This is a genomic window from Streptomyces sp. NPDC054047, from assembly GCF_055585065.1.
The window spans coordinates 450,633-461,677 of record NZ_JBVJKV010000001.1 but is presented as its reverse complement, the minus strand read 5'-3'; the positions used below and the strand labels follow the sequence as shown (position 1 = coordinate 461,677).

Here is an 11,045-nt window from a genome sequence, read left to right as displayed (position 1 = left end):
CCATGCATCCAGTGCATGGACGGGGCTCTTTGCCGTTCCCCGAGCTGGATAAGGTGTTCCTGTCCCATGCCTAGACGAACCCAGGAGCGGCAGATGAGCGCTGTGACCCCCGCAGGAGGCAACACCGCGGCGGCCCGTTCCTGGCCCGGTGTACTGAACGGGCTGCTGGAGGGGCGCGACCAGAGCGCCGAGGACACGGCCTGGGCCATGGACCGCATCATGCGGGGCGAGGCCACCGACGCTCAGATCGCGGGCTTCATGGTCGCGCTGCGGTCCAAGGGCGAGACCGTGGAGGAGATCTCCGGCCTCGTACGCACGATGTACGAGCACGCCAATGTGATCGAGGTGCCGGGGCAGACCGTCGACATCGTCGGCACCGGCGGTGACGGCGCCAAGACCGTCAACATCTCCACGATGTCCGCGATCGTGGCCGCGGGCGCGGGCGCGAAGGTCGTCAAGCACGGCAACCGCGCCGCGTCCAGCGCGTCGGGCGCCTCCGACGTCCTGGAGAAGCTCGGGGTGAACCTGGAGCTGCCGCTGAAGCGGGTCGTCGAGGTGGCCGAGGAAGCGGGGATCACCTTCTGCTTCGCGGTGAAGTTCCACCCGGCGCTGCGGCACGCCGGCGCGGCGCGCAGCCAGCTGGGCATCCGGACCGTCTTCAACGCGCTCGGTCCGCTCACCAACCCGGCCAAGGTGCGGGCCCAGGCGGTCGGCGTCGCCGACCCGCGGATGGCGCCGATCGTGGCCGGGGTCTTCGCCGAGCGCGGGAACTCCTCCCTCGTCTTCCGCGGCGACGACGGCCTCGACGAGCTGACGACCACCTCGACCTCCCGGGTCTGGGTCGTGCGGGACGGCGCCGTGCGCGAGGAGGCCTTCGACCCCCGGGACGTCGGCCTCGACCTCGTCCCCGTGGAGGCGCTGCGGGGCGCCGACGCCTCGTACAACGCCGAGGTGGCGCTGCGCCTCCTGGACGGCGAGGGCGGCCCCGTGCGGGACGCCGTGCTGCTCAACACGGCGGCGGCCCTGGTGGCCCTCTCGCCGGGCGACGGCACCCTGGTGGAGCAGATCGGCGCCGGTATCGAGAAGGCGGCGCAGGCGATCGACTCCGGGTCCGCGAAGCGGGCCCTGGAGCGCTGGGTGGTGGCCAGCAACAGCTGAGTGTGGCGCACACCGCAGTCCGGATGCCGGACTGCGGTGTGCACCGGGAAGATCGTGTGGCAAGATGCTGCGCAGGTCATGAGTGACAGCGATTAGGCCCCGGCTCGCTGTCCGGCAACCCTCCGTCCGTGGCGGGGTGCCCCGGGTGAAGACCAGGCCGTGGACAGCAAGGTCCGTGGCAAGCGCGGACCCCTGCGAACCCTGGGGTCCTGGTCCTCAAGGGAGCAGTCTCGTGAGCAAGCGAATGCGATAGGGCTTCCCGGCCCCTCTTCCGCACCCCCTTTTTCTCTTCGTCACTGCAGCGCCGTACGAGCGCCCTTGCAGTGAACTCGCCTGCCTTCCCACGGGAGTTCGCCATGTCTGTCTCCATCGCTGCCGCCGACCAGACCCTCTGTGCCGCCCCGCTGCCCGTCCTCGGCCGTGACGTCACCGTGCCGCTCGTGACCGGCGGCGAGGTGACCTACGCGGCGCTCGACTACGCGGCGAGCGCCCCCGCGCTGCAGCGGGTGTGGGACGACGTGGCCGCGTACGCGCCGTACTACGGCAGCGTGCACCGCGGCGCCGGGTACCTCTCGCAGCTCTCCACCGACCTGTTCGAGAACAGCCGCGTCACGGTCGCCGAGTTCCTCGGCTGCCGCGAGGACGACCAGGTCGTCTTCACCCGTTCGACCACCGACTCGCTCAACCTGCTCGCCGCCGCGCTGCCCGCCGACTGCCAGGTCTTCGTCTTCGAGACCGAGCACCACGCCTCGCTCCTGCCCTGGCGCGACGCCCGCGTGACGTACCTGAACGCCCCGCGCACCGCCGACCAGGCCGTCGCCACCCTGGAGCGCGCCCTCGCCGACCGCGACCCCTACGGCCCCGCCCTGGTCTGCGTGACCGGTGCCTCGAACGTCACCGGTGAGCTGTGGCCGGTCAAGGAACTCGCCGCCGCCGCCCACGCGCACGGCGCCCGCATCGTCCTGGACGCCGCGCAGCTCGCGCCCCACCACCCGGTCTCCATCAGCGAGTTGGACGTCGACTGGGTCGCCTTCTCCGGCCACAAGCTGTACGCGCCCTTCGGCTCGGGCGTCCTCGCGGGCCGCTCCGACTGGCTGCGGGACGCCGAGCCCTACCTCGCGGGCGGCGGCGCGTCGCGCAAGGTCGCGCGGCGTACGGACGGCGGCGTGGACGTCGAGTGGCACGACACCGCGGCGCGGCACGAGGCCGGTTCGCCGAACGTCATCGGCGTGTACTCGATCGCCTCCGCCTGCAAGGCGCTGACCGAGGCGGGCTTCGACGAGCTCGTCGCCCGTGAGCGCCACCTCATCGCCAAGGTCCGCGAGGGCCTCGCCGATGTACCCGCCGTGAAGGTGCTCTCGCTCTTCGGCGACGACGCGCCGCGCGTCGGCGTCATCTCCTTCGTCGTCGAGGGCTGGAACAGCTCGCACTTCGCCGCCGCGCTCTCCGCCGAGTACGGCATCGGCGTACGCGACGGTCTCTTCTGCGCCCACCCGCTGGTGCGCACCCTGCTCGGCAGCGACCCGCAGACCCAGGGCGAGTGCGGTGCCCCCGAGGCCGCGCCCGGCGAGAAGTCGCTGAACGCGATCCGCGTGAGCTTCGGCGCGGGCACCCCGGACGAGCACGTGGAGCGCTTCGTGCGCGCCGTCAAGGAGCTGGTGGCGGACGGCGCGCGCTGGAACTACCGCACGGAGGACGGGCGTTGCGTTCCGGACACCACCACCGCCTGAGCCTTTGAGACCGGCAGCCGGGTGCCGATCTGGATCATCCGCAGGGCCCGCTCGGTCGCGTCGGTGAGGAACTCACCGCCACGCCCGAGCGCCTCGGTGAGCGAGACCGGCGCGGGCAGGATCGCGCTGTAGGCGTCCACGCCCACCGCCCGGACGTGGTGCGCGCCCTGGCCGATCGTGCCCGCCAGGACCAGGACCGGACGGCCGAACCGCTTGGCGCGCCTGGCCACTTCGGCCGGGATCTTGCCGCGCGGCGTCTGGTGGTCGAGGGCGCCCTCGGCGGTGACGACGAGATCGGCGCGGGCCAGGCGCGCGTCCAGGTCCAGGTGGTCGAGCAGCACGTCGAAGCGGGGGAGCAGCTGGGCACCGAGGGCGGCGAGACCGGCGCCGAGGCCGCCGGACGCGCCTGTTCCGGGGCCCAGGGAGAGATCCGCCGTGACGTGCAGGTCGCGCCTCAGGACGTGCGCCCAGTGCTCGAGGGCCGCCGCGAGCTGTTCGACCTGGGTGGGCGTCGCGCCCTTCTGGGGGCCGAAGACACGGGCGACGCCGCGCTCGCCGGTCAGGACGTTGAAGGGGTTGCAGGCGACGCGGATCTCGGTGTCCTTCAGGCGCGGGTCGAGGCCCGAGGGGTCGATGCGGCTGAGACGGGTCAACTCCCGTCCGCCGTGAGGCAGTTCCCAGCCGTCCGCGTCCAGGAGCCGGGCACCGAGGGCCTGGAGCGCCCCGGCGCCCCCGTCCGATGTGCCGGAGTCGCCGCAGCCCACGAGGATGCGGCGGGCGCCCGTGTCGAGCGCGGCACGGATCAGCTCGCCCACGCCGTACGTCGTCGTGGCGCCGGGGTCGCGCAGATCGCGCGGGACCAGCGAGAGCCCGGCGACCGCGGCCATCTCCACCACGGCGACGCCGGACGGAAGCAGCGCGAAGTGGGTGCCGACGCGCTGGCCGACGGGGCCGGTGGCGGGCAGTGCGACCAGGCGGCCGCCGCCGGTGGTGGCCAGGGCGCGCGCGGTGCCCTCGCCGCCGTCCACCAGGGGGATCAGATCGGTCTGTGCGTGCGGGACGACACGGCGTACTCCTTCGGCGATGGCCTCGGCCGCGGACTGCGCGGACAGGGACTCCTTGAAGCCGCTGGGGGCGATGGCGAAACGGGTCAGCATGGGGTCTCCAGTGCGGGCGGGGATCAGCGGACGGGTACGCCGAGCAGCGGCCAGAGCGCGACGGCGAAGAGCAGGACGAGCGCGGCGGTCAGCGGTGCCAGGACCGCGGAGAGGCGCAGCAGGTCGCGCGGGGTGTAGGTGGGGGTGTCCGGGATGTCGGCGAAGAGTGTGACGGGCTTCGCGGACGCGGGCAGGGTGTGGCAGAAGCCGGCCGCCGCCGTCGAGGCGAGGGCGGCCGCGACCGGGTTGACGCCCGCTCCGACGGCCGCCGCGACGACCAGCGGGGCCAGGACGGACGAGCGGGCCGAGCGGGACTGGAGCATCAGGTGTGCGGCCGTGCTGACCGCGACGACGACGGTCAGGAAGAGCCAGGGCGGCACATCGAGGGGCACCCCGCCCACCAGCCACTTCGCCGCCCCCGACTCGGCGAGCGCGACCCCCATCGCCATGGTCGCCGCCATGAAGAGCAGCAGCGCCCAGGGCACCGTCTTGAGCGCGTCCTTCAGGCGTACGGTGCCCAGGGCGGGGGACGAGGCGACGACCGCGCCGATCAACGCGACGACGGCGGGCGGCACTTGGTGCAGCGGCTCGCTGCACCAGAGCGCGACGACCGTGGCGAGCAGGAGGGCGCAGCGGGTCTCGCCGGCCTCCCAGGCCCCGGTGACCGGCTGCTCGCTGTGCTCCTGAAGCTGCTCGACGGTGATGTGGACGGGGCCCTGGCGGTCCGCCTTGCGTGTCGTCGTCAACAGGACGGCCTCCGCCGCCAGATGGGACGAGGCGATGGCGAGCGGCAGGCCGAGCAGCATCCACTGCGTGAAGCCGATCTGCTCCCCGGTGGCCTCCCACAGCACGGAGACGGTGATCAGGTGCGCGCCCGCGCCGATCAGGGTCGCGACCGCGGAGAGCAGGATCACGGTGGGGAACAGCAGCGCGAGCATCACGACCAGGCGCCTGCGGTCGGCCAGGACCTTGGCGAGGGCGAGGAAGACGGGCAGCGCGAGTGCGGCGCGGCCCGACGTGGCGGGCACCGCGAAGGCCGTCACGACCAGGGCGGCCGTCGTCAGGTGCGTCAACTGCCGCACGCTGCGCGCCCCGCTGACGAGGAAGGCGGCGGCCCGGCCCGCGAGACCGCTGCGGGCCACTGCCGCAGCGAGCACGAAGGCGCAGATCAGCAGCCAGACCGTCTCGTCACCGAGGGTGCCGAAGAGCGTGTCGCTGCTGATCACCCCGGTCGCGGTGAGCGCGAGCCCGGCGCCGAGCGCGATGTACGTGTCGTCGATCGGCGTACCGATCCACGCACAGGTCGCCAGGGCGAACACCGCGAGGGTGATCCGTGCGTCGCCGCTCAGGCCGGGGAAGTTGCCGGGCACCACGAGCAGCGCGCACAGGCTCAGCGCGACGCACAGGGTGATGGCTTGGCGGGGATTCAGGGTCACGCACTGAGCCTCGGGCCCGGCCGTGAGCCCTCAATGAGCCGCGGATGAAGGAAAGTTCACCCGCGGGCCCCGACGTCACCCGGGCAGCCGGTATCCCATCCCGCGCACCGTCTGAACCCGCTCCGCGCCCAGCTTCTTGCGCAGCGCCCGTACGTACACGTCCACGATGTTGGACCCGGGGTCGAAGTCGTAGCCCCACACGTGCGACAGGATCTGCTCCCGCGAGAGCACCTGGCCCGGATGGCGCAGGAAGAGCTCGAGCAGCACGAACTCACGTGCCGTCAGATCGACCGTGCGCTCGCCCGAACGCGCCCTGCGCGTGCGCAGGTCCAGCGTCAGGTCTCCGCCGCGAAGGACCGTCACCTCCGGTGCCCCCGCCGCCGTACGCAGCCGCAGGCGCACCCGTGCCAGCAGCTCCTCGAAGCGGAACGGCTTGGTCATCCAGTCGTCGGCGCCGCCCTCCAGGCCCGCCACCGTGTCCCGGACCGAGTCGCGTGCGGTCAGCACGATGACCGGGGTGGACACGCGGGCCTCGCGCAGCTGCCGCAGGACCGTGAAGCCGTCCTTGCCGGGCAGGCCGATGTCCAGGACGACCAGGTCGAAGCCGCCGGTCAGGGCGTAGTCGTAGGCAGCGTCGCCGTCGCCGACGACGCTGGTGGTGAAGCCGTTGGCGCGCAGGCCCTTCTCGACGAAGGAGGCGATGCGCTCCTCGTCCTCGACGATGAGAATCCGGTTCATGGCAGTCCTGGTTCCTGTTCTCGCAAGACGAGTACGAAGGTGGCGCCGCCGCCTTCCGTGGGCCGCAGTTCGACCTGCCCGCCGTGCCCTTCGGCGATGGCGCGCACGATGGCAAGACCGAGTCCGGCGCCCGTGGCGCGTGCGCCGCGGCGTGCGGTGCCGCGCCGGAACCGCTCGAAGATCACCGCGGCGTCCCGCTCCTGGACGCCGGGCCCGCTGTCGGCGACGTACAACTCGATCCGCCCCGCCGCACTGCGCGAGCCGATGCCGATGCGCTGGCCGGGGACGGTGTGCTGGACGGCGTTCTGGGCGAGCTGCACCATCGCCTGGGTGATGCGCTGCGGGTCGAGGGCGCTCTCGCCGTCGGCCACTTCGGCCAACTTCCAGTCGCGGTCGCCCAGCGCCCGCGCCTTGACGAAGACGTCCGCGGTCAGCTCGGCGAGCTGCACCGGCTCCGGGGTGACGAAGTCGGGGCGCTCGGCCTTGGCCAGCAGGAGGAGGTCCTCGACGATGCGGCTCATCCGGTCGAGCTCCTCCATCACGATCCGGACCGTCTCCTCGCGTTCGCCCGGGTCGTCGCCCATCAGCTCCAGATGGCCGCGCACGATGGTGATGGGCGTGCGCAGCTCGTGCCCGGCGTCGTCGACGAACTCGCGCTGCGCGGCGAACGCGCGCTCCAGACGGTCGAGCATGCCGTTGAACGTCTCGGCGAGCGCCGCGATGTCGTCCCTTCCCTGCACCGGGATGCGCTGGGTCAGGTCCTGTTCGGTGAGCTGCGCGGCGGTCGTGCGCACCAGGCGTACGGGCTTGAGGATGCGGCCCGCGACCGCCCAGCCGATACCGGTCGTCATCAGGAGCGCGACCCCGGAGATGGCGACGAGCATCGTGAACACGTCGCCCGCCTTGGCCTGTTCGCCCGCCGGGTGGAAGGCGACGACGAACGCCGCCGGGGGCCGGCCCGCGCCCGAGTCGATCTCCACCTTCGCCCAGCGGACCTCGCCCTGGGCGCGGTGCAGGGTGCCGGTGGCGTCGGGGGAGTCGAAGACGGCGGTCAGCGCGGCGGCGTCCTTGGCCAGCGGGTGGTCGATGCGCTGCTCGCGGGACTGCTCCTTCTTGGCGGGGGCCCTGCCGGGGCGTTCGACGAGGCCGAGGAGTTCCTCGTCGGGGTCGGCGTACTGCCGCTCCAGGAAGAGGCGGAGCAGCGGATCGGGGTCGGTGAACTTCTCGCCCGTGCGCGGATCGACCCCTTCGCGTACGAGGTTGGTGAACTCGCCGGTCTCCTGCGCCAGGAGCCGGTCGATGCGGTGGTCCACGTCGCGCAGCAGCACCGAGCGGGTGGTGGCCACCACCGCGGTGAGCGCGACGGCCATCACGAAGAGCAGCCAGAGCAGGATGCGGACGCGGGCGGAGACCCAGCGGCGCGCTGACTCAGCCGTCGTCACCGGGGCCGTCGTCGTCGTTGTCGTCGCCCCCGGCGCCGCCTGTGCCGCTCTCTTCGTTCCGGTCGTCGTCGTTGTCATCACCGGAGGGGTTCTCGCTGACCGGAGGGGGCGACACCGTCTCGTCGCTCGGCGTCGGCCGGGGCGAGGAGGGCTTGGCGGAGGGCGAGCCGCTGTCCAGCTCCACCTTGGGCGGCACCTTGGGGGGCTCGGGGTCGTCGGTCAGGGCGTAGCTGGTCGCGGCGATGCCGAGGGGGATCGCCACGACGGCGGCCAGGGCGGCCATGCGGTGGGAGAAGACCATGACGGTGAGCGTGCGGGGCGCAGGGCGTCAGCAGCATGAGCCGCAGATGAAGAAACGCTCATCCGGCATCCCTGCGCTTCCCACGCTTCCCCGTGTCTCCGCACGCGCAGGGGCCTAGGAGTCGAGGCCGATCGCGAACGCCGCCTCCAGGTCGTGCTGCGAGTACGTGCGGAACGCGACGTGCGTGTCCGTCGCCTCCACGCCCGGGATCTTGCTGATCTTGCCGGGGATGACGTCGGCCAGGTCGTCGTGGCGCCCCACGCGCACCATGGCGATCAGGTCGTACGTGCCGGTCACGGAGAAGACCTCGCTGACGCAGTCGAGTGCGGCGATCGACTCGGCGATCTCCGGGATCCGGTCCACGCTGGTCTTGATGAGCACGATCGCGGTGATCACGGCTGACTGTCTCCCTCGGTAACCGGTGCTGGTTTCTTCACTCTAGCCGTCCTCCTGTAGCGCCCCCATGCGTACAGAAAGCCCAGGGAGAAGCCCACCAGGTGGGCCAGATACGCCACTCCCGGCCCCTGCCCGCCCTGCCAGGCCGCAAGCCACTGCAGCGTCACCCAGAACGGCAGCACCACCCACGCCGGGAATCGCAGCGGCAGGAAGAAGAGGAACGGGAAGAGACTGGTGACCCGCGCCTTCGGGAAGAGACGGAGGAAGGCGCCGAGCACCGCGGAGATCGCCCCCGACGCGCCCACCAGGGTCTGGTCGGAGCCCGCGTGCGCGACCGCGTAGGCGAACAGGGCGAGATAGCCGCAGCCGAGGTAGAAGAGCGCGAACTGGAGGTGCCCCATCCGCTCCTCGGCCATCGCCCCGAAGACGTACAGGAAGAGCATGTTGCCCAGGAGGTGCAGCCAGCTGCCGTGCACGAAGAGCGCCGTGGCCGGGGCGAGCAGGGGCCGCAGCGCCCCGCTGAACAGCTCCGTCGGGACCACGCCCCAGCGCTCGAAGTAGGCCTGCTGGGCGGCGAGCAGCTCGTCGCCCGTGCCGTACGTGGGGTTGAACCCGGACACCGGCGAGATCACGAAGACCAGACAGCAGGCGGCGATCAGGCCGTAGGTCACCGGGGCCGACTGACCCCTGATCATCCGGTTCGCCGTCGTACCCCACGTCTTGATCATGAACAGAGCATGACGTAAGGGCAGCAAACCGTACAGAGCGCCCCGCCGCGTGGGAGGCCGCCGCATGGAGACCCTTACAGGCCTTAGGGTTACGGGCACCACGCACCATGGAATTCCGAGGGAAAGCGAAACAGCCACGATGACGGTTCCCCTGCCGACCGACACCACCCGGTGGCGCTGCGCGCTGTGCGGCAACCTGACGCGTTTCGACGTGACCCGCTCGTCCAAGGTCGTCGAATATGTGCACCTCGACCTGGCCGGTGAGTCGAACGTCGAGGAACGCGAGGTGGTCAGTGAGACCATCGAGTCGGTGCGCTGCCGTTGGTGCAACGCGGTGGACCAGGTGGAACTCGTGGACAGGCCGGGCGCCGGCTCCTGAGGGAGCGGGCCCCGCACAGCTAGTGGGGTGACGGATGGTGGAGAGCGCAAGCGGGGAGCCGGACGACGGCACCGCTGAGGTGCTCGACCGTCCGCTGCCCGACGGAGTGCGCCGGCGGGTCGTCCAGATCGTCTCGGACGGCTTCGGCGGGCTCACGGTCAGCGAACTGCCCGCACAACTGCGGCAGTACGCCCGCTTCACGCCGACCCGGCGCACGAAGTTCGCGGGCAACGCGATGGCGACCGCCCTGGAGGGCGATCCGCTCTTCAGGCAGCGCATCGGCGAACGCCTCAGAGAGGCGCAGCCCGAACTCACCGGCGCCCTGGACGCGGGCTCACCACCCCCGGCCGCGGACCCCCTCGATGTGGCGGCCGCGGCCTATGTGCTGCGTCCCACCGGCTGGGTGAAGCTGGTGACCGCCGCGGGCGAGGAGGCCCTGCGGGCGGACGCCGAGCGCGTCGACGACGAGACGCGGGCCGAGCTCGAACGGCTGCGCGAGGAACTCTCGGCGGCCCGCGGCCAGACGAAGGCCGAGACCGAACGGCTGCGCACGGAACTCGAGTCGGCGAAGAAGGAAGCCGAATCGATGCATCGCAAGCTGCGCGGCGCCCTCAGCGACGTCAAGCGCGGCGAGGCGGCCCTGCGCAAAGCCGCCGCCGAGTCCGACGCCGCACGGGCCGAGGGCCAGGCGCAGCTGTCCGCCGCCGAGAGCGAGTCACGGCGGCTCAAGGCGCGGCTCAGCGAGACCGAGGCGGCCCTGGAGGCCAGCCGCAGGGCCGCGCGCGAGGGCCGCAGCGTCGAGGACATGCGGGTGCGGCTGCTGCTCGACACGGTCCTGGAGTCCGCCCAGGGGCTGCGCCGCGAACTGGCCCTGCCGCCCGTCTCCGTGCGGCCCGCCGAGACCGTGGACGCCGTCGAGCCGGGGCGCATGACCCCGAAGGACATCGCCGCCCGCGCGCTCTCCGAGAACGACCCGGCGATCCTCGACCAGCTGCTCGCGCTGCCGCAGGCGCACATGGTCGTGGACGGCTACAACGTCACCAAGACCGGCTATCCGACCATGCCCCTGGAGAAGCAGCGGCTGCGGCTGCTCGGCTCGCTCTCGCAGCTCGCCGCGCAGACCGGTGCCGAGATGACCTGTGTCTTCGACGGGGCCGAACTCGCCGCGCCCGTGCTGCTCGCGCCGCCGCGCGGGGTGCGGGTGCTGTTCTCCAAACCGGGCGTCACGGCGGACGAACTGATCCGCCAGCTGGTGCGCGCCGAGCCTCCCGGGCGCCCCGTGGTCGTCGTGTCGACCGACCGCGAGGTGGCCGACGGGATCGCGAAGGCGGGGGCGCGCCCTGTCGCTTCGGTCGTCCTCCTGAAGCGGCTCTCGCGCGGCTGACGCGCGCCGTTCCCGCACTCCGGCGCACGCCGGTTTCACGCACCTAAGGGCATGCAAGTAACTCCTGTGCCCTATGCCCGAATTGAGGCCTCGGCTGCGCGACGTAGCGTCAGTTCATCATCACCGCCTGTGTGTCGTCGGTAAAATATGCGCCCCGCACCCCACTTTTTGTCCTTCAGGATTTGAACTGATCACA

11 protein-coding genes and 1 riboswitch are annotated in these 11,045 nt (G+C 71.9%); of the genes, 4 read left to right on the top strand and 7 right to left on the bottom strand.

The features are described 5' to 3' along the window. The first annotated feature begins 93 nt into the window (after positions 1 to 93). Positions 94 to 1,158, top strand: a complete 1,065-nt coding sequence (trpD, locus tag ACZ6ZP_RS02165; RefSeq protein ID WP_366464513.1) for an anthranilate phosphoribosyltransferase — start codon at positions 94 to 96, stop codon at positions 1,156 to 1,158. Positions 1,159 to 1,232: 74 nt separating this feature from the next. Then, positions 1,233 to 1,349: riboswitch (SAM riboswitch) on the top strand. A gap of 165 nt (positions 1,350 to 1,514) precedes the next feature. Next, positions 1,515 to 2,888 (top strand): aminotransferase class V-fold PLP-dependent enzyme, encoded by a 1,374-nt coding sequence (locus ACZ6ZP_RS02160; RefSeq protein ID WP_469405239.1) that lies wholly within the window; start codon positions 1,515 to 1,517, stop codon positions 2,886 to 2,888. On the opposite strand, the gene ACZ6ZP_RS02155 is transcribed toward ACZ6ZP_RS02160, so the two are convergent. The 7 genes from ACZ6ZP_RS02155 to ACZ6ZP_RS02125 all read right to left on the bottom strand — a co-directional run bounded on the left by ACZ6ZP_RS02155 (position 2,840) and on the right by ACZ6ZP_RS02125 (position 9,086). Then, a complete protein-coding gene (locus ACZ6ZP_RS02155; RefSeq protein WP_361470515.1) occupies positions 2,840 to 4,045 on the bottom strand; it encodes a glycerate kinase family protein in 1,206 nt (401 codons plus the stop codon). The genes ACZ6ZP_RS02160 and ACZ6ZP_RS02155 overlap by 49 nt on opposite strands. 23 nt (positions 4,046 to 4,068) lie before the next feature. Then, positions 4,069 to 5,481, bottom strand: coding sequence for an SLC13 family permease (locus ACZ6ZP_RS02150; RefSeq protein ID WP_469405238.1), 1,413 nt, complete (start codon positions 5,479 to 5,481; stop codon positions 4,069 to 4,071). Between the two features lie 75 nt (positions 5,482 to 5,556). After that, a complete protein-coding gene (locus ACZ6ZP_RS02145) occupies positions 5,557 to 6,219 on the bottom strand; it encodes a response regulator transcription factor (protein ID WP_361470511.1) in 663 nt (220 codons plus the stop codon). Then, positions 6,216 to 7,661: a sensor histidine kinase gene (locus ACZ6ZP_RS02140; RefSeq protein ID WP_351159448.1), complete on the bottom strand. Its 1,446-nt coding sequence runs from the start codon at positions 7,659 to 7,661 to the stop codon at positions 6,216 to 6,218. Before ACZ6ZP_RS02140 ends, ACZ6ZP_RS02145 begins: the two co-directional genes overlap by 4 nt. Further along, entirely contained in the window at positions 7,648 to 7,962 is a 315-nt protein-coding gene (locus ACZ6ZP_RS02135) for a small secreted hydrophilic protein (RefSeq protein WP_351159445.1), read from the bottom strand. The genes ACZ6ZP_RS02140 and ACZ6ZP_RS02135 overlap by 14 nt, the downstream gene beginning before the upstream one ends. Before the next feature lie 114 nt (positions 7,963 to 8,076). Then, positions 8,077 to 8,358, bottom strand: coding sequence for an Lrp/AsnC family transcriptional regulator (locus tag ACZ6ZP_RS02130; protein WP_249590376.1), 282 nt, complete (start codon positions 8,356 to 8,358; stop codon positions 8,077 to 8,079). Then, a complete protein-coding gene (locus ACZ6ZP_RS02125) occupies positions 8,355 to 9,086 on the bottom strand; it encodes a rhomboid family intramembrane serine protease (RefSeq protein ID WP_351159441.1) in 732 nt (243 codons plus the stop codon). The genes ACZ6ZP_RS02130 and ACZ6ZP_RS02125 overlap by 4 nt, the downstream gene beginning before the upstream one ends. A gap of 139 nt (positions 9,087 to 9,225) precedes the next feature. Here ACZ6ZP_RS02125 and ACZ6ZP_RS02120 point away from each other — a divergent pair, with 139 nt between their 5' ends. Both ACZ6ZP_RS02120 and ACZ6ZP_RS02115 read left to right on the top strand, forming a co-directional pair. Continuing rightward, positions 9,226 to 9,465: a hypothetical protein gene (locus ACZ6ZP_RS02120; RefSeq protein WP_351159438.1), complete on the top strand. Its 240-nt coding sequence runs from the start codon at positions 9,226 to 9,228 to the stop codon at positions 9,463 to 9,465. Between the two features lie 34 nt (positions 9,466 to 9,499). Beyond that, positions 9,500 to 10,849: an NYN domain-containing protein gene (locus ACZ6ZP_RS02115; protein WP_351159435.1), complete on the top strand. Its 1,350-nt coding sequence runs from the start codon at positions 9,500 to 9,502 to the stop codon at positions 10,847 to 10,849. The last annotated feature ends 196 nt before the right edge of the window (positions 10,850 to 11,045 follow it).

What these genes read in the sequence shown, in the direction of transcription:
- ACZ6ZP_RS02125 (WP_351159441.1), bottom strand. Translation starts at nt 9,086, where the DNA reads ATGATCAAGACGTGGGGTACGACGGCGAACCGGATGATCAGGGGTCAG.
- ACZ6ZP_RS02120 (WP_351159438.1), top strand. Translation starts at nt 9,226, where the DNA reads ATGACGGTTCCCCTGCCGACCGACACCACCCGGTGGCGCTGCGCGCTG.
- ACZ6ZP_RS02160 (WP_469405239.1), top strand. Translation starts at nt 1,515, where the DNA reads ATGTCTGTCTCCATCGCTGCCGCCGACCAGACCCTCTGTGCCGCCCCG.
- ACZ6ZP_RS02135 (WP_351159445.1), bottom strand. Translation starts at nt 7,962, where the DNA reads ATGGTCTTCTCCCACCGCATGGCCGCCCTGGCCGCCGTCGTGGCGATC.
- ACZ6ZP_RS02145 (WP_361470511.1), bottom strand. Translation starts at nt 6,219, where the DNA reads ATGAACCGGATTCTCATCGTCGAGGACGAGGAGCGCATCGCCTCCTTC.
- ACZ6ZP_RS02155 (WP_361470515.1), bottom strand. Translation starts at nt 4,045, where the DNA reads ATGCTGACCCGTTTCGCCATCGCCCCCAGCGGCTTCAAGGAGTCCCTG.
- trpD (WP_366464513.1), top strand. Translation starts at nt 94, where the DNA reads ATGAGCGCTGTGACCCCCGCAGGAGGCAACACCGCGGCGGCCCGTTCC.
- ACZ6ZP_RS02115 (WP_351159435.1), top strand. Translation starts at nt 9,500, where the DNA reads ATGGTGGAGAGCGCAAGCGGGGAGCCGGACGACGGCACCGCTGAGGTG.